Origin of the sequence: Acinetobacter baylyi DSM 14961 = CIP 107474, from assembly GCF_000368685.1 — a bacterium.
In the GTDB taxonomy this organism is placed as follows: domain Bacteria; phylum Pseudomonadota; class Gammaproteobacteria; order Pseudomonadales; family Moraxellaceae; genus Acinetobacter; species Acinetobacter baylyi.
This window is the reverse complement of sequence record NZ_KB849625.1, coordinates 189,737-212,406: the sequence shown is the minus strand read 5'-3', so window position 1 is coordinate 212,406 and position 22,670 is coordinate 189,737. Positions and strand designations below refer to the sequence as shown.

At 37.7% G+C, this 22,670-nt stretch carries 23 protein-coding genes and 1 pseudogene; 15 read left to right on the top strand and 9 right to left on the bottom strand.

The features are described 5' to 3' along the window. From F952_RS02960 to F952_RS16920, 10 genes and pseudogenes are all read left to right on the top strand, one after another. The gene (locus tag F952_RS02960) at positions 1-471 is read left to right on the top strand and encodes a hypothetical protein (RefSeq protein ID WP_004921971.1); all 471 of its coding nucleotides are present in this window, start codon (positions 1-3) and stop codon (positions 469-471) included. A gap of 369 nt (positions 472-840) precedes the next feature. After that, positions 841-1,302, top strand: coding sequence for a hypothetical protein (locus F952_RS02955; RefSeq protein ID WP_004921968.1), 462 nt, complete (start codon positions 841-843; stop codon positions 1,300-1,302). Between the two features lie 74 nt (positions 1,303-1,376). Further along, a complete protein-coding gene (locus F952_RS02950) occupies positions 1,377-2,918 on the top strand; it encodes a hypothetical protein (RefSeq protein ID WP_011182172.1) in 1,542 nt (513 codons plus the stop codon). Positions 2,919-2,926: 8 nt separating this feature from the next. Further along, positions 2,927-3,358, top strand: a complete 432-nt coding sequence (locus F952_RS02945) for a hypothetical protein (RefSeq protein WP_004921963.1) — start codon at positions 2,927-2,929, stop codon at positions 3,356-3,358. Next, a complete protein-coding gene (locus F952_RS02940) occupies positions 3,358-3,621 on the top strand; it encodes a DUF6572 domain-containing protein (protein ID WP_004921961.1) in 264 nt (87 codons plus the stop codon). The genes F952_RS02945 and F952_RS02940 overlap by 1 nt, the downstream gene beginning before the upstream one ends. A 117-nt stretch (positions 3,622-3,738) precedes the next feature. After that, the gene (locus tag F952_RS02935; protein WP_227499419.1) at positions 3,739-3,927 is read left to right on the top strand and encodes a hypothetical protein; all 189 of its coding nucleotides are present in this window, start codon (positions 3,739-3,741) and stop codon (positions 3,925-3,927) included. Continuing rightward, positions 3,924-4,766 carry an immunity 49 family protein gene (locus tag F952_RS02930; protein WP_004921952.1) on the top strand — a complete coding sequence of 281 codons (843 nt, stop codon included), beginning with the start codon at positions 3,924-3,926 and terminating at the stop codon, positions 4,764-4,766. The genes F952_RS02935 and F952_RS02930 overlap by 4 nt, the downstream gene beginning before the upstream one ends. 121 nt (positions 4,767-4,887) lie before the next feature. Continuing rightward, positions 4,888-6,015: pseudogene (locus tag F952_RS02925) on the top strand (hemagglutinin repeat-containing protein); the annotation flags it as partial. Positions 6,016-6,257: 242 nt separating this feature from the next. Continuing rightward, complete coding sequence (locus tag F952_RS02920; RefSeq protein WP_004921946.1) at positions 6,258-6,629, top strand: CDI toxin immunity protein; 372 nt, start codon at positions 6,258-6,260, stop codon at positions 6,627-6,629. 137 nt (positions 6,630-6,766) lie between these two features. Then, positions 6,767-6,919, top strand: a complete 153-nt coding sequence (locus F952_RS16920; RefSeq protein WP_004921944.1) for a hypothetical protein — start codon at positions 6,767-6,769, stop codon at positions 6,917-6,919. A 247-nt stretch (positions 6,920-7,166) separates the two neighbouring features. Here F952_RS16920 and F952_RS02915 read toward each other — a convergent pair. Next, a protein-coding gene (locus F952_RS02915) for an IS3-like element IS1236 family transposase (RefSeq protein WP_099046170.1) occupies positions 7,167-8,326 on the bottom strand; the annotation gives its coding sequence in 2 pieces (ribosomal slippage) (positions 7,167-8,092 and positions 8,092-8,326; 1,161 coding nt in all). A gap of 251 nt (positions 8,327-8,577) precedes the next feature. On the opposite strand from F952_RS02915, the gene F952_RS02905 reads away from it, so the two are divergent. Further along, positions 8,578-9,123, top strand: coding sequence for a hypothetical protein (locus F952_RS02905; RefSeq protein ID WP_004921930.1), 546 nt, complete (start codon positions 8,578-8,580; stop codon positions 9,121-9,123). Between the two features lie 111 nt (positions 9,124-9,234). On the opposite strand, the gene F952_RS02900 is transcribed toward F952_RS02905, so the two are convergent. Beyond that, positions 9,235-10,164, bottom strand: coding sequence for a YrzE family protein (locus F952_RS02900; RefSeq protein ID WP_004921928.1), 930 nt, complete (start codon positions 10,162-10,164; stop codon positions 9,235-9,237). A 660-nt stretch (positions 10,165-10,824) separates the two neighbouring features. Here F952_RS02900 and F952_RS02895 point away from each other — a divergent pair. Beyond that, a complete protein-coding gene (locus F952_RS02895; protein ID WP_004921926.1) occupies positions 10,825-12,213 on the top strand; it encodes an NAD-dependent succinate-semialdehyde dehydrogenase in 1,389 nt (462 codons plus the stop codon). Positions 12,214-12,313: 100 nt separating this feature from the next. Here F952_RS02895 and F952_RS02890 read toward each other — a convergent pair whose 3' ends face one another. From F952_RS02890 to F952_RS02875, 4 genes are all read right to left on the bottom strand, one after another. Further along, positions 12,314-12,628 carry a DUF8200 family protein gene (locus tag F952_RS02890; protein ID WP_004921924.1) on the bottom strand — a complete coding sequence of 105 codons (315 nt, stop codon included), beginning with the start codon at positions 12,626-12,628 and terminating at the stop codon, positions 12,314-12,316. 132 nt (positions 12,629-12,760) lie between these two features. Next, the gene (gene ntrR / locus F952_RS02885; protein ID WP_004921920.1) at positions 12,761-13,501 is read right to left on the bottom strand and encodes an ADPR responsive transcriptional repressor NtrR; all 741 of its coding nucleotides are present in this window, start codon (positions 13,499-13,501) and stop codon (positions 12,761-12,763) included. 122 nt (positions 13,502-13,623) lie between these two features. Next, positions 13,624-15,141 carry a nicotinate phosphoribosyltransferase gene (locus F952_RS02880; RefSeq protein ID WP_004921916.1) on the bottom strand — a complete coding sequence of 506 codons (1,518 nt, stop codon included), beginning with the start codon at positions 15,139-15,141 and terminating at the stop codon, positions 13,624-13,626. Positions 15,142-15,157: 16 nt separating this feature from the next. Then, complete coding sequence (locus tag F952_RS02875; RefSeq protein WP_004921914.1) at positions 15,158-16,039, bottom strand: phosphoribosyltransferase family protein; 882 nt, start codon at positions 16,037-16,039, stop codon at positions 15,158-15,160. 331 nt (positions 16,040-16,370) lie between these two features. On the opposite strand from F952_RS02875, the gene F952_RS02870 reads away from it, so the two are divergent. Next, positions 16,371-18,302 carry an acid phosphatase gene (locus F952_RS02870; protein WP_004921910.1) on the top strand — a complete coding sequence of 644 codons (1,932 nt, stop codon included), beginning with the start codon at positions 16,371-16,373 and terminating at the stop codon, positions 18,300-18,302. A 93-nt stretch (positions 18,303-18,395) separates the two neighbouring features. Here F952_RS02870 and F952_RS02865 read toward each other — a convergent pair whose 3' ends face one another. Further along, positions 18,396-18,989 (bottom strand): LysE/ArgO family amino acid transporter, encoded by a 594-nt coding sequence (locus tag F952_RS02865; protein ID WP_004921909.1) that lies wholly within the window; start codon positions 18,987-18,989, stop codon positions 18,396-18,398. Between the two features lie 212 nt (positions 18,990-19,201). Here F952_RS02865 and F952_RS02860 point away from each other — a divergent pair, with 212 nt between their 5' ends. Together F952_RS02860 and F952_RS02855 are read left to right on the top strand one after the other, a co-directional pair. Further along, positions 19,202-20,095 (top strand): ArgP/LysG family DNA-binding transcriptional regulator, encoded by an 894-nt coding sequence (locus tag F952_RS02860; RefSeq protein WP_004921908.1) that lies wholly within the window; start codon positions 19,202-19,204, stop codon positions 20,093-20,095. 99 nt (positions 20,096-20,194) lie between these two features. Continuing rightward, on the top strand, positions 20,195-20,884 hold the full coding sequence (locus tag F952_RS02855; protein WP_004921905.1) for a GntR family transcriptional regulator: 690 nt from the start codon (positions 20,195-20,197) through the stop codon (positions 20,882-20,884). Between the two features lies 1 nt (position 20,885). Here F952_RS02855 and F952_RS02850 read toward each other — a convergent pair whose 3' ends face one another. Together F952_RS02850 and F952_RS02845 are read right to left on the bottom strand one after the other, a co-directional pair. Further along, the gene (locus tag F952_RS02850) at positions 20,886-21,650 is read right to left on the bottom strand and encodes an ABC transporter ATP-binding protein (RefSeq protein WP_004921901.1); all 765 of its coding nucleotides are present in this window, start codon (positions 21,648-21,650) and stop codon (positions 20,886-20,888) included. Between the two features lie 3 nt (positions 21,651-21,653). Then, the gene (locus F952_RS02845; protein WP_004921899.1) at positions 21,654-22,670 is read right to left on the bottom strand and encodes a FecCD family ABC transporter permease; all 1,017 of its coding nucleotides are present in this window, start codon (positions 22,668-22,670) and stop codon (positions 21,654-21,656) included.

Below are 22,670 nucleotides of genomic sequence, written 5' to 3'. Positions count from 1 at the left end.
ATGTTATTTGGTGATCCTAGTATTTTCGCCTTAAAGTGTATTGATGCTGATAGTAAGCAAAGAAAAGTTATGATTAATTTAGTGCTTGTTATAAATGGAATTGAAGTTGGTACATTAGAGGATGGTACTTATATTCCTACATTTAAAGCAAGCCTTAATAGAATTGTTAATCCAGAAAAGCTTGATATAAAGAAAATAGAACTAAGCGCAGAAGGGAAATTTGATTATTTCTTAAATCCTAATACAACTGGAAAATATATGGCGAGTTTAGGTGATTCCTTTGATGATTTTGATATTTTCTTTTATGAATCTGAATTAAATTTTGTTGAATTTATTTGGAGGCTTCATAATCAAACAGTATTTTCATATCTTGATTTAAGAAGCGATATTATTTATTCAAGTAAAGTGCCTAAATCTTATATACTGAAAATCATTAAAGAATTTTTAGAATGGGTGGATAAGGTAGATTAGGAACTAAAAATTATATTAGTAAAACCCACTTAAATGTAAGTGGGCTTTTTAATGAGTAGTAATAGTTAAGAGTATGTTCTTATAAAAAGGTGTAGGTATATTGAACTAATATACTTAAATCTTATGTTTTACAGTAGATTATTTTGCGAAGAAATATAACCATATCAAAATAGAGATTAATTATGGGATAGAATGATATAATAAAAAATTTTTTATTATAATTAATAATTAAGTTGTGGAAAATATATGGAAATTTGAAAATAAATTATTATAACTGATATCATTATCAAGACAATGGATGTATGCAACTAGTCCCTGAGTGAGAATATACTACAACTGAGCATATTGGTGGTAGAGAGGTAAAAAATAGTGCAAGAATTAAGACTAAATTGGGAGCCAGTAAACATTACATCTTTAGAAGAAATAGAAGAAAGATTAATGTTTTATGTGAGCAATAGAGAAAATGGCGTCACATTGATGTGCAATGGAACAGTTTTATTTACTAAAAATGGTAGAGATCATCTATCAGGTGCCAAAATTGCATTGCAAGAAGGATTATATATGATTGATTTCAATGTAATAGAATTGAAACTAGGAGGTTTTTTTGTTGATTTTAAAGGGCCTGTAACTGTTTTTGTTAGTCAAGAGGAATTTGAAAGTCAGAAAGAAATTATTCAATCGAGAATAAAAGATTTAATGTTTCCAGAAGAAATATTTTTTGGAGGTAATGATGAAACTAAACAGAGAGATCTATTAGTAGGTTTATATGCGAGAGGAAAATTACAATATGATGCACATCATTTTTGTTTTTATAAAAGGATAGACCCATGATTCTTTAATGGCTAATTGGATGTTGAATCCTCACCACGATTGGATTAAACAGCAGTGGACAAGAAACAGAGCAATTGACCAAAGCAACAATGGGTCAAGGTACGGTGAAAAATAGCGCTGAGCTGACCAACCGCGATATTAACAATACCCAAGAAATCACCCGAGACCAGACCACAGGCATGCTGAACGGTAGTGTGACGGTCGATCATCGATTGCTCAGTGAAAGTGGAAGAGCGGAGATTGTAAAAGAGCAGAAGGAATTGCCTGAAAATGGAGTTCAAATTGCAAAAAATATAGTGAGTCAACTTCCTGAAGGTCAATACAAAACAGATGCGTTAAATACTTTAAGTCATCTTCAAGTAAAAGCAGCAGTTACCCCAGTAGGTTTTAAAGAAGTTGGAGATGAATTACTTAATCAATATGTAAAGTTTATAGAACAATGCAATGATCCTAAAATCTTTAGAGCAATGGCAGACCAGCCAGAAACACTCAAACTTCTACAAGAAGCGTATACGCTTGAAAAAGAATTAAATCAGTATAAACAACAGTTGATATCACAAGGTTTAGATGAAGAAGATGCAAATGCAGAAATCCGTCAAAGGCTATTGGAAAGACGTAATCAACCCAATCTGAATCAAACAACAACAACTCAAAGTACTGTAACCACTCAAGCAGAAATATCCTCATCAACATCAGATGACATTTCTAGGATAAATGTAGGTACTTTAGAAACGCAAGAAGTACAGGCCAGCATTTTTGCTTTGCCAAATGCCAAAACAGATATGGCTAAACTTGGTGGAGAAGATATATCGGTTGTTAACGATAGTAATTTGGCAATAGATGTATTAACAAGAATTGGTCAGTTAAAACAAAACTTTGATGCAGTAGTAGATTCAACAGGCGTAGATAAGGAAAAAGCCAGTTTGGTGGTTAATATGCTGCTAGGTGGTGTTGCTGGTACTGTTAAAACATTGGTTGAAGATAAACTAATAGGGAATCAAGTAGCCGCGATTCAGGACCGCTTGACTAAAGAGGGTGTGGCACTCGTTCATGGAACCGATTATGACACCGTACAACAAGCAAGTCAGCGTGATCAATTAGGGAATGATACAGCGAAACAATTATCTGATCAGTTAGAATTGACAGGAGAAGGAATCAACCTAAGTAGTGGGATTATAGGAGGAACCATAAATTTAGGTAGTAAGGGTACGACGACTAAGACGATTGATGGTAAAGAAGTTGAGGTTAGTACGAATGGAGAAGTATTAGGAGGAGCACATAAAGATACATCCAAACCTGTTAATGATGGTTTTGATTCACATCATTGTCCTGCAAAAAATTGTTATAAAGATGCACCTATAAGTAGTTCCGATGGTCCAGCAATTAAAATGGAACCTGCTGATCATAGGGAAACTGCGAGTTATGGTAATAGTGATGCTGCAAAAAAATATAGAGAAAAACAACAGGAATTATTAAACCAAGGAAGATTACAAGAAGCTGTTGATATGGATATACATGATATACGTTCAAAATTTGGTGATAAATATGATCAACATATTTTGGAAATGCAAAAGTATATTGATACACTAGATCCTAATATTTTTATTAAAAAGTAGGTAAGTATATGGATTTTTATTATAGTAAAACAGATGGTTTAACAATATTGAGGGGAGTACGTAATCGTGAAGGTGTTCGTAAAGCTATCGGTACAGAGTATAGGGTATTACCTAAAACAGAATTTAGTGAAAATTCAACTGATTCATTTGGCCAGTTAATTGCTAAATGTTGGTATGATAAAGATAATATTTTAATTGAGATAGAGCTTTATGATTTAGATGCTCGGTTGTTCATATCAAATAAGAATGTATTAGGAATAAGTTGTCTAGAGTTGAAAGAAATTTTAAAGAGTTTAGATTATACATATATTTTAGATGAGGAAAATTTAGGGATAAATATTTTTGATGATACGATTCGTTTTTATATTCCGAATATAGATGAAGACGAAAGTAGTGCTAAAGTTGAAGCTGTTTTAATAAAAATTAAAAATGAGAACTGATGTCAATTACTGATACTAATATAATTGATATTGTTGGAACAACATCTGATGGTTTAGTTATATTAACTATATCTGATTATTTAGATTGGAGTGAAGTTGGAAAGCATTTATTGTATCTTCAACAAAAAATTAATACATATATACAATATATTGAAAGTGAGAATATATATGAAAATTTAACATCTGGTAAGGAAAAACCCTTAGCAATTAGGGTGTATTTTAAATATGAACCTAAGGATCAAATGATTTTTTTTCTTGAATAAGGTTTCAGAAATTTTAGAAGAAAGTAATATTTTATTTTAAATAAAATATATTTCTTAGCGATGTTATTAATCAGTGGAGAAATTACTAAATTTCCGTCCACTGGACTAGATGTTCAGATGACTAATCAATGGATTATAAGTCGTACAAATGAGCTAGTAAAGACTAAAAAACCAAATGCGTTGAAAACTGCGACGTTAATTAATCAAGCAATTAACCAAGGAAAGCCAATCAATAAAATTGTAGTTGGAGTAAATGAAGGGCGTGCAGTTACCATAAATCTTGGTAATAAGGTTATAGTAAAATGAAAAAAGTGGAATTGCTACGACGTTTAGAAATGGCAATATCATCCTATGATGATAGTGAATCTGAAAATATTAACTTTATTGAACACGGGTTAAAAAAGGGAGGGGTTAATGGATATACGTATCGCTTGTTAGCTGTCAATTCAGGTTATAAAGGTTTAACTACTTTAGTTAATATAAAGAAGGTTAATGAATTAAAACAATGGTTCTATGTATCTAGCCTACTACGAGCAGAAAGTTGTAAATATGATGGTGGTTGGAATATGTGGACACCACACGCTTTTATCTTCCCGCTGTTAACTGATAATGTGGATTTAATAAAAACCTATAGCTCATTGACCACAGTGAATGACAATGATCATCATAAGTCGTTAGTAGAAGCGATCAACTATCCAAGGGAGGGACGTTTTAATGTTTTAAGACTCCAAGCAGTCTTGCGTCACGACTGGAATAATGTTAATCAAATGAAGGAGATATTTCAGGAAAAGGTAAAAAATCCAAAAAATTTTGAAATATGGGAAATGGATTTCTATGAGGCGTTACAAAATAAAGATGCAAATTCCGCACAACAGATAATTTATGAATATTTACATCCTAAAATACATCAATATTTAAATCAGCATCTCGTTGAAGAGTTCAGTGGAGATATTTGGTCGCACCATCCCGTAATGTTTACCAAACTTGCTTGGATGAATGGATTAGAAATAGAAATAGATAACCCTTTAGTTCCTATGGAATTAATGCCAATTAGACCATTAGATCATTATGACTACCATTATGACTTTTTAGATCCGAATTGGAAGCCAAAAAGCTTTTGGGAAAGATTATTAGGGCGGAAGTGAATTCATAGTAAATATCCAAGTTAAGGAAGAATCACTGTCCAGTACTATGCTCCACTGGGTGTCCAGTTGAATAAGAATATGCACTTTGTTGCAAAGATATATCGATAAAGGCTTATTCAGCCATAATATCGGCGGGCAAATTAGTGCCAAAGACAGTATGGCACTCAAAGTGGGTGGTAATCTTAATATTGAAAGCACGACTCGAACGTCAGAGAGCCAAGTAGGTAATTTTAGTGCGAGCAGCACCAATCTTGATCGAGTTGCAGGGCTATATGTCGGCAACGGTAGCACAAAGCAGCTTGATCCTAATCAGGCCACACTGATGCTGAATGTTGCAGGCAATAGCAGCCTAAAAGGCACGCAGATTAACAACAGTAATGGTGCGACCGTACTCAATACAACGGGTAATGTTGACTTGGGCACTGTAAGTGTCGGCAAGCAGGAAACACTGAAGATCGATGATAAAAATGGCTATCAGCTTAAACAACAGCAGGACGTTGGTAGCCAGATCAATAGTGCGGGCTCGTTGCTGATCAATGGGCAGAATATCAATATTAAAGGTTCAGAGCTCAGCAGTGAACAAGGCACGACTCAAATCAGTGCGACTGACCATTTAAATATTGAGGAAGGAAGAAAAACCAGTGACATGGAAAGTCAGTGGTCGAGCAAGAGCAAAGGTGTGTTGGGTAGTACCAAAAAAACTAGTTATTTCCATAATCAAAGTGACGAAGCGATTTCCAGTACGATTGACGGCAAAAATGTTGTATTAAATGCGAATAATATCGATATCCGTGGCAGCAATGTGGTGTCAGATGAGTTGACCCAGATACAAGCCAAACAAAATGTGAATATTACCGCTGCTGAAAATTACTCCTCGAATGAATCACAACAGACCAAGAAAAAATCAGGACTGACTGCCAGCTTTTCAGATGGTGTTGCTAGCGTAGGTTATAGCAAATCCAGCTCGAATATTAAACAGCAAAGTAGCAATGTTGGTTTGACCCAAAGTCAGATCTCTAGTGAAAATGGCAATACCAACATTATCGCTGGTCAGGATTTAACAACACAGGCAGCTTTATTGAACGCAGGTAAAGACCTGAACCTTAGTGCAAAGAATATTCATCTGAATGCGGGTTACACCAGTAACAAACAACAGACTGAGATTCAAACCAAACAATCAGGGTTGTCAGTCGGTGTGACATACTCATCGGCGTTGGCGGGCAAATCTGCCTATGACAAGAGTATGGATGCAAAACCTGTAGTGGGTCGTTTGGAGGTCAGTGCAGGTTATAACCAAGTCATTGGTCGACAAACATCTGATGCTAAAAGAGGATGGCGTGTGGATTTTGATCCTGAAAAAGGCACTCATATTAATATATGGGATTATTCAAAAGGTAAAGGACCTGATAAGGCGATTAAGAGAGTAATTCCATTTGAAGGGAATGAAAATACATTTAAGACTTTATTAAAACAATTAAATAGGTAATTGATATGTCATTATTTTTAGAATGCTGCGATGCTTTAAGTGAAGATGTTGAAATAATGCACAATAGTGATTTGGCTTTGAGTATGTTTAATAAATATCCAATGAGACTTAACAATATTGATTGGACAAAAATATTCTATAAAGATTATGAGGATATGAGTTTATTACTTGATGATTTTAAAGTATATGTTGATGATAAGGTTTTTATTATGCCTGATGATAAGGATATTCCAGTATTGAAGTCTAATCTCAGATTAGTTGTATATAATATTTATGAAGTAATGGCATTGTCTCCAAAATTATTTATTTTTAATAAGGATATAGTTTTATATCCTTTATTTCCGACATATATAATTAGAGTGGGCACACTTATTTAAAAATGAATTTTTTATAAAGCTGGAATAGATTATTTTGAAAAAAATTGATTAAATTAACAGAATTACTAGGAAAATCCTTCTCTAGGGGAACTTTGATAAGATTTCCCTCATAATATCCCTTTGAAAATGAGGTCATTATGATGGTATCAGAGGCACCAAATGGAAGTGGTTTATGTTTAATAACAGTTACAGGTTATAAAGCAGGTATAAATTGTTATCAGAAATTCCCAGAATCTGAAGTAAATTTAGAGATTGCTGCTGATTGGTTAATTCAGAATTGGAATAAATGAATTTGGCCAGAAGGTAATGTAAATGACGTATTAATTCATAAAGCTTTAAAACCTAATGATTTGTGAGTAAGTATACAAACTTATCTGTGTGTCCATATAATAGGCAAAAAAATTGAATATTGAGAAAATGAAAATCAAATTTTACAACTAGTGAGTCATGTGATATTAGGTTCAGTATTGATACATAAGTAATGGTAATCTAAATTGGCTAAAGATGAAAATTGATTATTTAATCATTAAAGTGATCCTAGACAGTATCGTGGACAACAAATCCCTCTAAATTCTTGAAATATTTCTGTTCAAAGGCTTCTGGGCTTAACCAGCCGTTTGTAGAATGTCGTCTGATTCGATTGTAATAAATCTCAATATAGTCAAACAAGACAGCATTCGCTTCTTTTCGAGTGGCAAACACACTGCCATGGACCATATGACCTTTCAATGTATGAAAGAAGCTTTCGGTCACTGCATTATCCCAACAGTTTCCCCTGCGTGACATACTTTGAACGCAGTTATTCGTCAATAATAGCGCCCTAAAATCACGACTACAGTACTGTGAGCCTTGGTCCGAATGTACCATGACACCCATTGGATACCCCTGACGAGCCATTGCATAATGAAACGCATCACACACCAATTGACGGTCTATTCGATGGCTGGTTTGCCAACCGACAATACGACGGCTGAATAGATCCAGCATCACACATAAATACAGCCAACCTTGCTTAGTACGGATATAGGTAATATCCGTTGTCCAGATCTTATTGGGTTCATTGACCGTAAATTGACGATCCAACAAGTTAGGCGCTGTAGGCAAACGATGGTTTGAATCAGTCGTATGCTTGTATTTACGTGCAATTTTGCTCCGTAAACCAAGTTTTTTAAGCATTCTTCCAACGGTTCGTTCGCTCATGCTGTAACCTAAATCATGCATGTCATGTACCAATGAAGGTGCACCCAATCGTGCATGATGCTGCCAATACACGGCTTTTAAATCATTATATTTCTGCGCTAGATTGGTCTGGCGTTTTCGCCAGGCATAATAGCCTGAAGTGCTGACACCCAGGCATTTACAGGCAGAAGATACAGTGACTTCATTCACATCCAGATCTTGAATTACCGTGTACTTTTCTTGGCATGATCTGTCAGAAAGTACACATGCGCTTTTTTTAAGATGTCATTGGCTTCCCTGAGCTGTTTGACTTCTTTCTCTAATTCCAAGATCCGCTGTTGTTCTGGTGAAAGTTGACGTTTGCTTGAACCCACTGGATTGGCTTCACGAATCCATTTGTCTAAAGTTGAATAACCCACACCTAATTTCTGGGCGATTGTAGCTATAGGCTCGTGTGAGTTTGAAAGTGCATAATCAATTGCTTGCTGTTTAAATTCAGGACTAAAACGTTTGGCCATTTCTTGGATCTCCAAAGTTAACGTTACGTTATCTTTAGAGGGAAGTACTGTCCATTATTTTGGCTAGGATCAAAGTGATAATTATAAAATTTTGGAATATAAGTCTAAATTATATGATTTGGAGGATGTTTAGTTAAAAATAAAAATTATTGGAATAACTTTTTAAATTTAAAATTTTTATATAGAGGTTAAAAGTGAAGCTTAGATCAACTTTAATTATATTGTTAGTAGTGCCTTTGGCGAGCTGTTTCATGGCACAGAAATCTGCACTAGTCAAAAGTAATGTTGTATATGATGCAACATTTCAAGCTCGGATCCGTCTATATGGGCCTTATGGCGACAAACTTATTAAGCATTATAATGATAGAACCTGTAAAGAATGGCGAGATACAGCAGGTAGTGTAATACATCATCGTTTTAATAACGGTGCGCCTAGAAAAATTAAAAATATCAGTATAGGTATTCCTGCTACCGAGCGAAGCTTAATGGCATTGAATGATACAGGTGTTATGTTTCGTGACTCTTTTAAAGAATATGTGATTGAGGCAAATAAACCTATGGTTCTAGATGCTTCGAGTAGTGTTGTTATGGATTCCTATAGCAAGTCTTGTCGAATAGCGGTTTCTTTTATTCCGCAAGCGGGTAAAGATTATGAAGCCGCTTATATTGAACAAAATCGCACTTGCACTATTCGTATTTATGAAATTACGCATCAAATCACCGAAAAAAATTTAGTATCAATCCAAGGTGTTGATCAATTAGAAAACTGCTCAAGACTAAGTGATTCCTCTATTTAGAGCATATTAATATCATCTAAATATATACATTTCAGATTTGATCTCCTGCATTAACTTATAAAACCGAATTCTGTTTTTAAGCAGAATTCGGTTTAAGTGAGATGAATCTGTTTAACGAACAACTGTACGGGTACGTAAAATACGATCTACTCCAACTTTTCCTGTAAACATGGTCACGATTAAACCAATCAATAATCCAATAAATGACCAAAGTGCAGCTTTAGCAGCCGCCTGAGTTGCAGCAGCAGCTTTGGCTTTCGCTTCTTCTTTCATTTGTGCATATTTAACTTTTGCTTTTTGAATATTGATTTCCAAATTATTAAAGAATTGTTCTTGCTCTGTCAGATAATTATTGACCGCTTGATCAGCCTCTTGTGGTGTCAAAGAGGTATTTTTAGCCAGAGCCTGACTCACTTCATTTCTATCGATAGAGTTGGTCACTGTTTGTGCACGTGTTTTTAACGTATTTGATAATCTTTGAATGATTTCATCACTCTGGTCTGGGTTTAAGATTAAATCTTTCGCTGCAGCCTTGATTTGTTCTTTTGCCCATTCACCTTGTGCTTTTAAATACTCTGGCTGTAGTTCCTGAATACCTGTTTTTTGAAGTGCTTCGGTCAGCTTTACATCGCCATTTTTTAATTCAGGCAATGGAACCAACTCTTCAAAAGCTTGTGATCCAAGACTGGTGAGGTTGACGGTGCCTTTTCCAATGCCAGTGGCAACACTCCCAGCAGCCGAGCTTACCGAGCTAATTGCAGTACCAGTAAGTCGTGCAGCATTATTAATGGTCATGGCACCAAACCAAATACCCACCAACAGAGAAAGTGCCCATACCAAGAAACCATGAGTCAGACCATCTGTTCCAGCCATACGACCTGCAATAAATCCACCGATCGCAAGACTGACTAATAATGAAACGAGAGTCCAGATAGTGACTGCAGTACCTGAACCATTGGTCACATCCGTAGATGATTGAGGATCAAGTAGTGCAAAGCCTAAGGCAACACCAAGCAATGATAATAGAATTGAAATAGCCAATACAGCAATTACACCAGCAAAGACACTACGTCAGGAGATCCGATTTTGGATTATAATTGTTTCTTCATACATATTATTCGCCTTTTATTTTAGGAGTTTGTTTATCAAAAGTTTTTACACTTTATAAAATTGATATTATGGAGAAATATGCCTATTAGGTGTGATGTATTTGTTGTTTTTGGTGAGTTTAAGTGAAGTTGTTAAATAGTAATGTGAGTCAATTGCTTTAATTTAAATTACATCAAAGTTAATTGATTTATGTACATTAATTCGTAATTTTAAAGTCTATCTTATTGAAAAGTTATCATTTAATTTTTTTATTGGAGAATATTTTAGATTAAATCAAGACAAATCATCAATGTCTTATATTGGAAAATTCATAGAATACTTTTTATTTCCAAAATAGATCGTACTATCTAAAGCCATCATTTTTATAAGATGTTTATGATATTGCCAAATAGATCAACGTAATAGAATCTATACTACATGATTTATTATAACTCCACACTGACTCTATACATTTTCTAGTCAAATGTTACTTCACTATAAAAATTGTAAGATCAAAATAAATTACTTTTGAAATCCTTCAGATCTACGTAGCTTAGAGTGAGTAACTCATCTTTTTATTTGAACAATAACCAATGATTAGAGGATATATTCATGGCCTATGCAACCGTAAATCCTTATACAGGTGAAACATTAAAAGAATTTCCATTTGCGACGGAACAAGAAGTTAAAGCAGCGATTGACGCAGGTTACACGGCCTTTACAACGTGGAAAGATAGCTCGTTTGCCACCCGTGCTGAAGTTTTAAATAAGGCTGCTAAAATTTTGCGTGATAAAACGGATTATTATGCAAAATTTCTTACTTTAGAAATGGGGAAGTTATTTAAAGAAGCACAAGGTGAGGTCGAGATTTGTGCGCAGATTTTTGAATACTATGCAAAACACGCAGAAGAATTACTGGCACCTACCAAACTTTCGACCGCAAATAAAGAGATTAATGCCACGATTTACTATGAACCGCAAGGCATTGTTATGGCAGTTGAGCCATGGAATTTTCCTTTTTACCAGATTGCACGAATTCTAAGTGCTCAGCTCGCTGCGGGTAACACCGTTATTCTTAAGCATGCATCAATTGTACCGCAAAGTGCCAATGCCTTTGAACAGTTGCTATTAGATGCTGGATTACCTCAGGGAGCTTTTAAGAATTTATACATGCAGCATGAGCATATTCCACTGGTTTTAAATGACCATCGGGTGTGTGGGGTAGCACTGACTGGGTCTGAAGGTGCGGGTGCAGAAGTTGCTGCCCATGCGGGTAAAGCCTTGAAAAAATCTACACTTGAGTTAGGTGGGTCAGATGCATTTATTGTATTAAAAGATGCAGATCTTGAAAAAACAGCCCAACTTGCCGTCAGTGGACGCCATAGTAACGCGGGTCAGGTATGTACTGCATCCAAGCGTTTTATCGTGGTAGATGAGGTGTATGACCAGTTTGTTGAGTTATACAAACAGGGAGTTGCAAAATTAAAAGCAGGTGATCCGATGGATCCCGATACAACATTAGCGCCATTATGTTCGCAAGATGCCGCCGATCAATTGAAAAAACAGGTTGAAAAAGCCAAAGCTGCGGGCGCGACTGTGGAAGCAATTGGTGCGCCTGTACCCGAGCAAGGTGCCTTTTTTCAGCCATTACTGATGACTGATATTCAAGAGGATAATGAAGCGCGATACTGGGAATTTTTTGGGCCTGTCACTCAGCTTTATCGTGCCAAAGATGAAGCAGATGCAATCCGAATTGCAAATGATTCACCTTTTGGGCTAGGGGGCTCGGTCTATACTGCAGATCATGCGCGTGGAGTTGAAGTAGCGAAACAGATCCATACAGGCATGGTATATATTAACCATCCCACCACTTCGCAGGCCGATCTACCTTTTGGTGGAGTAGGTCGTTCAGGCTATGGTCGTGAGTTAATCGACTTAGGATTAAAGGAATTTGTAAACCACAAATTGATTGCCATCACAGACATTGATGCCAAGCTTTAAGTTAATGATTTGAGCTTCGAGCTCAATCACTTTCACTTTAAAAAACAAAAGCCAGATCGGTTTTGATCTGGCTTTTTTATATCAGTAATTTTATAGAGGTTTAGCGTGCAACTTTATTGCAGGCAGCAAGTTCAGGTGATTTTGAATCCCACATTTTTCCAGCAGAGTTTTTGTAATAACTAATTTTACCCACACGCATCACCAGGCTTTGACACGAGTCAAGTGAGAGATCATCGCCCCAAGGGCCAGACATACTGCATGCTTTACCATTACATTTCCATACCACATTTGGTCCACTTTCTATCGGTACTGTAACTGTTCCTTTATAACTTGAACCTGCAGACCACGTTGTTTGTGCGGCAAATGCCTGATGTGCTCCGAGTAATAAACCACAGCAGAGTAGAATCCTTTTCATGAGAGTCCTTTTTTTGCTTGTTATTTATACAACTATAGGATTGGCTGTGACGAGTAGTCAACTCAATTTATAATGAATTTGTTGATGTTTTATAGGGCATTTTGAAAGAAATGTTGAACTTCGCGTAGCTGCCTAATCTTCATGATGTCTTGGATATTCAAGCATTCTAGGAAAATTAAAGTCATAGTCTTGTAAAGCAAAACGATAAAGCTGGGCAGGACGTTTGCCTGCAATTTTACTTTGATCGGTTTCCTCGACGACACCAGATTCAATCATGCGACGGCGAAATGCTTTTTTTTCTAAGTTGTGCCCCAGAATGATTTCATAAATATTTTGTAATTCAGTAAGCGTAAAAAGAGGGGGCATTAAACTGATAGGTAATGCAGTGTAACGTGTTTTATTATTTAAACGAGCAAATGCTTGCTGTAGAAGATCATGATGATCAAAAGCCAGATCCAGTTTTAAAGCTTGTTCAAGCGTGACCCATTCACTGTGTTCGCTATGCTGGATTTGTTGCTGATAGGCTTTAAAGTTGATGAGCGCAAAATAAAGTACCGTTACAGACCAGCCACGAGGATCTCTTTTTGCATTTCCGATAGAGGCGACTTGTTCAAGATAAGGTGAATCTATTCCTGTTTTTTCAAGCAGTTTACGATGTGCACATGCCATCAAATTTTGATCTTGCTCTAGATCTACGAAACCTCCAGGCAATGCCCAATAACTTTTTTGTGGGTAGTTGGAGCGTTGAATCAGTAAAATCTGCAACTGACCCTGATCAACAGAAAAGATAGCCATATCGACAGTCATGAGTGGCGATGGATAATCAGACTTTTGATACTGGGCTAAAAACGCTTGTTCTGATGAAAAGTTCACACGCAAGCTCACTCAATTCATGAAAAAGGATGGATAATTCGGAGATTATTACAGTCTCACTCGAATTATCCAAGTAAAAATCCTTAATTGGGTGATGAGATTCGCTTAATTAAATTGAATTATTAATTTGAGTCTTTAAAGGACTCAAGTTGCTGAGCAAGACGTTGTCTGATTTCATCCAGTGTGCTTTTTAAGCATAACTGCCCATTTTCAAAGACGGTATGTAACTCTCCCTGATTTTCCTGTTGCTTACTTTGCCGATCAAAAAGTGTAAAACCATCTTGTGATCTTTCAACGCGCAATAATCCTTGAGCCGATTTTTTGGTACCGCTATCGGTAACAGGGTCTTTGAAAAGTTCACGTCCAACACCATTGACCTGTCCCCAGGTTGCTTTAACTGCAAAACCGAATGTATCGCGTGTCATATAGTTATAGGTATAGCTACCAATTCCAAATACTAGATTGCTAGATGCAAAGCCTTGGGCTTCAAGACCTTGTAAAATTGCTTCAGCACGTTGTAGGGTAATTGAGTCTCCGTAAATGAGCCCGACACGCTCATGCAACACTTTATAACCTTGAGCAGTATAGGTTCCACCAAAAATTTCCCAGAGCAATTGAACAGCACCTTTATATGCAGGAGTATCCTTTTCTGCGTCAGGATCACCACAAATGATTTTAACTGGATCACCTGAATCAGGTCGGAAAACTACTTTTGCCAGCCCTAATGCATTAGGTGTGCGGTTTAAAATATCCTGTTTCAGCTTAACGCTAAATTCGCTCAGTACTCGCCAGAAATCCCAAGTGTCAGATACGATACTCACGATCCCTGAAGGGTAAAGCTCACAGATAAGCCTACGAAATGTCTCAAGCTCATTTTCTTCGCTTCCCATACACATAACACTGTGCTCAGTTGCGGGTACAGAAACACCCACTACACCAGAAGCTGCATAGTATTGTTCTGCATAATCAATTGCTGTTACCGCATCGGTTCCAATAAAACTGGTTAAATGGCCGACACCAGATTGGGCTGCATCATAAATACCACTCATTCCACGGCTACTGAAGTCATGTCCTTGTACAACTACATTTTCAATTGAAGCGCCTGTTTTTACGGCATATTGAGTTAATAAACGCTTGTATTCAAATGCAATAGTGGCTGTGGTTGAGCTTTTCCAGAGTTCAGCACTGAGCACGGTTTCGATATAGTTGGTGAGCCAGAAAAATTCTGCTTGAGTATTGATGACAGTGAGCACAGGAACCCGCATATTTACGCGACTTCCTTCTGGCAGTGCCTTGATTTTGAGTGGCAGATAACCTAGATCATGCAAGGCTTCAATATGTTCAACAGATACAGCACCTTCTCCCAAAGATGTATCCATTCTACGTTTATAGTGACTCACCACCGTCGCTTTATCTTGATTAAAAAAGCCTTCATTCCATGTTTCAATCAGAAAATGCTGAATAAATCCCTGTAAGCCAAAGAATACAATTTTGTCATCAAAATCATGCAGCATATTGGCCAGACGTGAAGAGCGGGGCGTAAAGTTGGCGTACACATATTCTGTACCTTCAGGATACTGACGTCTGTGATCTGCTTTGTAAAAATCGATGGCATTGAGTGGATTAATTCTGAAACTCATAATGTTTCTCCAATATTTAAATTGCTGTAAATTCAATTACATTCAGGTTTTTATGGAATTGTTGTGGTCGACTATTGCTGGTAAATATCTGGTCGATCAGTCCATCAAACACATCCAAACCGCGACTAAAAATTCCATGTGTGACATACAAGATGATGTGCTCGCATTGCAGTTTTCTTAGCTCTTTTGCGATACCAATAAAGGTTGCACCGCCGTCACAAATATCGTCAGTGATTACTGCGGTTTTCCCTGCCAAAGAACCAGTTTTGACCACGCTTGAAGTAATTTTTCCTGTGGTTGGTTCTCGTGTTTTGTCACAGTGAATGATTGCAATTTGCTGTGATCTTTTTGGATTAAAATATTGTGCAATTGCGGCTGTTCTCGCTTTTGCACCACGATCTGGACAAACCAGAACAGTGTGTTGCTGTTGTAATAATTCAGTCAAAGCGGGCGATGTTTTGATGATTTCAACGGGTTCAACCTGATACAGATCTAAATGTGATGAGTACCCATTCAAAAGCTGCCCAATTACATTGCTGTGAGCATCCCACAACGTAATTCTTCTTCGGATAGAGGTGTGTTTTTCTATATTGATATTTAGAAGATGACAAAACACATCCAGTGAAAATGCTTGACCTGTAGCACATACACGATCCTGCCGTGCATAAGGAAAATACGGAATTTCGACCTCAATATTCTTTCTGTGTTGTATCAATACATTTTCTAAAAGCAAATAATCCAGAATGTCATCACTGCTGTTTAATTCAGCTCTTACCCTGACGGTATTGCCTAATGTATCAAGTAGTTGGGAGCTAAGTTGGACATGACGTTCTCCACCTGAAAACTGTATAAACTCGATATTCACTTTCTGTTGTTTGATGAAAAATTGAATCGCCATTTGAATTCTCATTAATAGTGGCATAAAGCCATTAAATATATAGTGGCATAAAGACAATTTATATAGCAATACTCGAATTACAAAAAATTACACTTACCTGCTGTAATAAATCTCTTAAAAAGAAATTGGAGCATCAGTGATCTAAACGTATTAAAGGAGGCGGGATGATCGAAGCGAAATGTAGCGTAAATTTATTGTTTTAAAAAAAGCCTGTGAAACAACACGAACTTTAAAAAAAGTACGAATAATTTTTGTCAAATGCTATAGATAGGTTGTAACGCAGATTAAACAATTTTCGTGAAAGATAACGTTTTTTCGAACGGATCACGTCATGTCCAGCTTTAAGTTTAATGTGCTTTGTCTCCCGATTTTGTCTTGCTCGCTACTCTTTACAGGATGTAATGATCATGATGCCGAAACAACAACTGATTCGTCACAGCCACCTAAAGGTTTAGGCTATGAAGATACCGCACCAGTCCAGTCTAATTTGACGGCTGCGGTGGATTCATGGGCGAGCAATCAGCGGGGTGATGCGCGTTATGCAACAGTTGATACCAATGCGGGTGTGAGGGTTTTAAGTGGTTATCTGGATGTCTGGACGCCTTCAAGTTTATTTGTAGATGCAGGCGTATCGGCTGAAGCACGAGATGGCTTTCCAGCAGTAAAGGCTTCAAACTGGACAGGAATTCCAGGTGATAGTACAGACGGTACAAAAAAGAATAGTGATGTACTCAACTATAATATTCATTACTCTGTACAGACTACGCATAATCGAACTGCAGATGATGCTATTCGTGCTTATCTGGATGATAGACGTGGTAAGAGCTACAGTGTGACTACAGGCTTGGGCGCGCTGACAGATCCTTGGCGTAAACTTACAGGACAAACCACGACCATCAATGCAGTACCCAGTGATGCTCAGCAAGTCAAATATGATGATCAAGGCAATAATTCAGGTTTGACTACCGCTGAAGGCAATACTGATTTTGGTCTGGTAGTCGAATTTGTAAAGTCAATGGCTGATAACGCATCGACTGAACCTGCTAAACGGTTTTATAAATATGCACGCCCGTACCGCTGGAGCAGTGATGTGATTGTGGTGCCGAGTCTAGAATCGGCCAAGAGCAGCACACCTGCAACAGATGGTGGTTTTCCAAGTGGTCATACTGCCGAGGCAGGCCGAAATGCGATTGCCATGGCCTATCTCATTCCGCAACGTTATCAAGAGCTGATTGCGCGTGCTATGGATTTGGGAAATTCACGGATTATCGCAGGAATGCATTCTGCCCTTGATGTGGTGGGTGGCCGGATTCAGTCAATTGCTGCCGATGTTGCTAACTTGAATGCCATGACACCAGAGAAAAGACAGCAGGCGTATCAACAAGCACAAACTCAGCTAATGAAAGCCACCAATACATCGAGTTTTGAGTCTTTCTACGCAGTGGCAAAAATGCCATACGATCAAAATGATCGGTTTGCGGATATAGATCAGCTCAAAGAAAAGGTTGCGCATTGGATGACGTATGGTTTCAATCAGATTGCAGATAAAACACGAATTGCCAATGTACCTAAAGGGGCAGAGGTATTGCTAGAAACCCGATTCCCTTATTTGACCGCCAATCAGCGCCGTGTCGTTTTAAAATCGACAGCGATTGCTTCAGGTTATCCTGTAATGGATGATGCTGAAGGCTATGGGCGTTTAAACCTATTTAAGGCGGGTGCAGGTTATGGCAACTTCAATGGCGATGTAACGCTAACCATGGATGCCAGCTTAGGGGGATTTAACCAGTATGACCAATGGAGCAATGATATTTCTGGTGCAGGTAAACTGACCAAGCTTGGAACGGGGACATTGGGGTTGAATGGAAACAACTCATTTACAGGTGGAATTGATATCACGCAAGGAGCAATCAGTTTATTGACTAAAAATGCAGCAGGACAAGGCGATATTTATGTCCGTGGCAATAGCAGCTTAAATATCAATGCCAATAAAACAGTCAATATCGGCACCAATTTAACTCAACTTGCCAATTCAACTTTAGCCATTCATTTTAAAACTGCGGCACAACCAGCTTTGCGTGTGGCTAATATTGCAAACTTAAATGGTATCTTGAAAGTTACGACCACCAACAACTTACCAACAGGTACATATACGCTGTTATCAGCAAAAAAATTGCAGGGCAGCTATCAAAAAGTTACGTTGAACGGTCAGGATATTACCCCTGTTTATCAGAACAATACAGTCACATTTAAGGTGTCATGATGGATTGGCTTATTTGGTCACACAATGAATTTTTAAAATAGCTTGTTTAACTTATAAATTGGTCTGCTAAATAAACAGACCAATTTATAAATCTTAAATGATCAATGTGAGTGCAATTGTCCACATCATCAAGCCGATAATCATATCGAGTATTTTCCATGAACGTGTGCTTTTAAAAATAGGTAGCAACATGCGCGCGCCGTAACCCAGTGCAAAAAAGAATAACCATGAAGCCAGCATACATCCCGCTGCAAATAGATCGCGTTGTTGTGAAAATTGAACAGACAGTGAACCGACTAGAATGACCGTATCAAGATAGACATGTGGATTAAGCCATGTAAATGCCAGACATAGCCCAATAATTGTATAAAGAGAGTCGTTTTCCAGTTCGCTCGGATACAATGCCGATGACTGTAACGCTGCATAAAAATGTTTGGCGCCATAAAGCAACAAAAATAGTGCACCAAAATATTTTGCTAAGATCACAATCATAGGAAAACTGACAATGATTTGAGAGAAACCTATTACTCCTAAATAAATCAATACAGAATCGGACAATGCACAAACCAGACACACCCAAAATACATGTTGGCGTTTTAGCCCTTGTTTTAATACAAATGCATTTTGGGCACCAATTGCCAGAATTAAAGAAAATCCAATGCCTAATCCATAGAGAAAAGCAGTCATATTAAAGTGTCCATATATGGCTGAGGAGATATGCGCATGGATCAAGATGAGCGTAGAGGGCAATATCAAAATAAGTTCTAATAACGAAAAAAATAAGCTGCATAAGGGGCTTTAAATGAGTTCAAATCAATCACAATGATTATCTACTTTTCATTATTGAAATCAGTAAAATTAAGAATATATAAGCTGAACTAAATTTTTTTAAGGAAACTATGCTTGATAATAAACAATGTGATGCCTTTTTTGCTGTTGCAGAACAGGGAAGCTTTGAGCAAGCAGCCATTCAATTGTGCATTACTGCTTCGGCTGTGACATTGCGTGTACAAGCCCTTGAAAAAGAGCTGGGGCAGTTATTACTGATTCGAGCAAGACCGTGTACTTTGACACATGCAGGTCAGCAATTATTTGAACATTTACAGCATACTAGACGCCTTGAACAAAATTTTCTGCACAATTTGACTGACGCAACGCCATCACAATTTTTTAAAGTTATGATGGCAGCAAATGCCGATTCATTGGCCACTTGGCTTTTACCTGCTTTAAATGAAGTGGCTTCTCAACAAAAGTTGATGTTAGAAATCTTACTAGATGATCAGTCACATACTCATGCTTTAATGGAAAAGGGAACGGTGAGTGCTTGCATATCCATCGAACCCAAAGCTATGAAAGGATGCAAGTCGGTTTATTTGGGAAGTATGCGTTATAAGATGCTGGCGACGCAGGCATTTCAAGGTACATGGTTTCGTCATGGCGTACATCGTGAAGCGCTACGGGTTGCACCCGCTATTATTTTTAATCATAAAGATCAGATGCATTTTGATCTGCTCGAAAAACAATATGGACTTATTAAGGGGGCTTATCCCTATCACTATATTCCATCTTCAGCGTGTTTTTTTACAGCAGTGCAGTTGGGTTTAGGGTATGGTTTGGTGCCTGAATTACAATTAAAACAAGCAGCAGATCCCGATCAATTACGAGATATTATGCCTGAGATGCAGCTGGATATACCATTGTACTGGCATCATTGGCAGCAGCAATCTCGACCACTGCAATCTCTCACAGAACATTTAACCCAGCATGCAGCTAAATATCTGAGCCCATTATGATTATGTTGGGTTTACATCTATTTGACTGCGATGAAAGGTTTGTAAATCTTAAAAACGCACTATAATGCAGGCTTATATTTATCGTATTTGATTATACTTATGTCTAAGCCATTATCTGAAAAAAAGACCTCTAATAATATTTCGGATCTGATCTATGGACTATTAAAAGAAGATATCTTTAACTTTGTCTTAAAACCTGGTCAGCGCTTTACCGAAACAGATTTATCGGAACGTTATGAAGCGAGTCGAACTCCGATTAGACAGGCGTTGTATCGCCTTGAACAAGAGGGATTTGTGCATGTACATTTTCGAAGTGGCTGGGAAATTCGCCCGCTTGAATTTAAGTATTATCAGGAATTATTTGATTTGCGCATGATTCTGGAAAAAGAGGCGGTCAAGCGCCTGTGTGAGCTTGAGCATCCCGAACAATTACCCGCATTAATCGAATTAAAAAAAATGTGGTTGATTGCGCCTGTAGATTATTTGACGGATACCAAAACGCTTGTTTTACAAAGTGAAGACTTTCATTGTGCTTTAGTACGTGCAGCAGGAAATCAGCAAATTGCCAAAATTCACCAAGAAGCCAGTGAGAAAATCCGAATTGTACTCAGTTTAGGGGCCATGAAAGAGTTTGATATTGCACATGCCTATCAGGATCATGGTGCAATTTTACAATGCATTTTAAATAAAGACGCCGAGCAAGCGATTCATCTTGCAGAGCATCATGTACTTGAAAGCATCCATGAAGTCAAAAATATTACTTTACAGATGATCAGCGCGATTCATTAAATTAGAGTTTTCGCGGCATTACAATTTTTTGTTCGCCTATAAAAGCCTGCTGAAATGGCAAGTCATAAATACTTGCCAAAAACTCAGCATCTGTAGCCAAAGATGGATCCTTGGGCTGAATAATTTGCTGATTCTTAATAAAGTAAAAATCATCGGCATATAAAAAAGCAAGATTTGGATCATGCATAATGGCGACAATGGTATAGCCTTGTTTAGACAATTCATGCAGTTTCTGCATTAAAAATGCCTGATAATAAACATCCAGATGGTTGGTTGGCTCATCCAGTAAAATCACTTTCGGATTTTGCGTTAAAATACGTGCAATCATGATTAATTGTTTTTCACCACCCGAAAGAGTGGTGTAATCACGATCTACCAAGTGTTGAATGTCTAGTGTTTTTAATGCGTCATTTGCAAGCTGTCGGTCTTGTTTGGAGGGTGCATAGCCAGAGAAGGCAGCCCGACCAGTCATGACCACATCCAGCACACTAAAATTAAAAATACTACGATGACTCTGAGCTAAAAATCCAAGTTGTTCTGCTCGTACTTTTCCTTTAAGTGCAGATAGGGATTGCCCATCAAAGTAAATTTTTCCTGTTTGGAGAGGATAAATGCCCGCCATCAGATTAAATAACGTCGATTTACCACTGCCATTTCGCCCCAGTAACACCGAAAAACGGTTGGATCGAAACTCAAGATGAATATTTTTTAATACCGTTTTTTGCTGATAGGCAAAGTGGATATTTTGAAGCGTGATCTTACTCATAACTCAAGCCCAGTTCATTCGATAACGGCGGATCAAATACAAAAATAGCGGTGCGCCTAGCAGCATGGTAAAAATCCCGATTGGAATTTCAAAGGTCGAAAATGTTCGGGAGAAATTATCAATCAGTAGTAAAAAAGAACCACCCAGAAAAATATTGGCGGGTACTGTTTTCGCATTGTCTGGCCCAATCATCATGCGCACCAAATGTGGTAGGAATAAACCATAGAGACTAATGATTCCAGCCACTGCGACTGAAGATGAAGTCGCCAGCGTGACACACAAAATCAGTAAAAACTGGTCACGACGCGGATCCACACCCACTGCCTGTGCTTCAAGATGACCCAATGCCAGTAAATTGAGTCGCCAACGTAAACAATAGATTCCAATCAGTGATAAGCTAATGGGTAAAAAGGCCTGTTGTACTTTGTCCCAGGTTGCTTGATGTAAATTGCCCATCGTCCATTGCACAATGGCTTGTAATTTATAGGGATCACTTAAATATTGCACAATACTCAGGCCAGCAATAAATAATCCTGATACGATCATTCCCGAAAGTAAAATCACCACAACCGAACTTTTTTCATAGCGCTGCTGTGCAAAACCATAAGTCATGCAGACCGCTAAAATTCCAAAAATAAATGCAGAGAGTTGTACGGGCATCCAATTGGTTAGAAGTGCCAATGCAGCACCCAGCGCAGCGCCAGAGGAAATACCCAAGACATAAGAATCGACTAAAGGGTTACGAAACAGCGCTTGTAAGGTATTGCCCGAAGATGCCAGAGCTGCACCCACCATGAACGTTAAAAACACACGCGGCATACGCACATTGATGATGATATTTTGCATTAGTTCTAGACGCTGCATATCCAATTCATTCAAGTGTAGAGGAGGAACGACAAATGCCCAGAGTGCATAAGCAAAATCAGTCATACCAAACTGTTCAGAGGGACCAATCAATAATGACAAAATAATCAGTGGCAAAGGAATAAAATAAATTAAAAATAAAAACGAACGTTTCAC

Excerpts from the sequence above, each read along its gene's own strand:
- F952_RS02945 (WP_004921963.1), top strand. The coding sequence starts at position 2,927 with ATGGATTTTTATTATAGTAAAACAGATGGTTTAACAATATTGAGGGGA.
- F952_RS02850 (WP_004921901.1), bottom strand. The coding sequence starts at position 21,650 with ATGAGTAAGATCACGCTTCAAAATATCCACTTTGCCTATCAGCAAAAA.
- F952_RS02960 (WP_004921971.1), top strand. The coding sequence starts at position 1 with ATGTTATTTGGTGATCCTAGTATTTTCGCCTTAAAGTGTATTGATGCT.
- F952_RS02875 (WP_004921914.1), bottom strand. The coding sequence starts at position 16,039 with ATGGCGATTCAATTTTTCATCAAACAACAGAAAGTGAATATCGAGTTT.
- F952_RS02905 (WP_004921930.1), top strand. The coding sequence starts at position 8,578 with ATGGCACAGAAATCTGCACTAGTCAAAAGTAATGTTGTATATGATGCA.
- F952_RS02895 (WP_004921926.1), top strand. The coding sequence starts at position 10,825 with ATGGCCTATGCAACCGTAAATCCTTATACAGGTGAAACATTAAAAGAA.
- F952_RS02890 (WP_004921924.1), bottom strand. The coding sequence starts at position 12,628 with ATGAAAAGGATTCTACTCTGCTGTGGTTTATTACTCGGAGCACATCAG.
- F952_RS02855 (WP_004921905.1), top strand. The coding sequence starts at position 20,195 with ATGTCTAAGCCATTATCTGAAAAAAAGACCTCTAATAATATTTCGGAT.
- F952_RS02880 (WP_004921916.1), bottom strand. The coding sequence starts at position 15,141 with ATGAGTTTCAGAATTAATCCACTCAATGCCATCGATTTTTACAAAGCA.
- F952_RS16920 (WP_004921944.1), top strand. The coding sequence starts at position 6,767 with ATGATGGTATCAGAGGCACCAAATGGAAGTGGTTTATGTTTAATAACA.
- F952_RS02870 (WP_004921910.1), top strand. The coding sequence starts at position 16,371 with ATGTCCAGCTTTAAGTTTAATGTGCTTTGTCTCCCGATTTTGTCTTGC.
- F952_RS02920 (WP_004921946.1), top strand. The coding sequence starts at position 6,258 with ATGTCATTATTTTTAGAATGCTGCGATGCTTTAAGTGAAGATGTTGAA.
- F952_RS02935 (WP_227499419.1), top strand. The coding sequence starts at position 3,739 with ATGACTAATCAATGGATTATAAGTCGTACAAATGAGCTAGTAAAGACT.
- F952_RS02930 (WP_004921952.1), top strand. The coding sequence starts at position 3,924 with ATGAAAAAAGTGGAATTGCTACGACGTTTAGAAATGGCAATATCATCC.
- F952_RS02940 (WP_004921961.1), top strand. The coding sequence starts at position 3,358 with ATGTCAATTACTGATACTAATATAATTGATATTGTTGGAACAACATCT.
- F952_RS02860 (WP_004921908.1), top strand. The coding sequence starts at position 19,202 with ATGCTTGATAATAAACAATGTGATGCCTTTTTTGCTGTTGCAGAACAG.
- F952_RS02865 (WP_004921909.1), bottom strand. The coding sequence starts at position 18,989 with ATGACTGCTTTTCTCTATGGATTAGGCATTGGATTTTCTTTAATTCTG.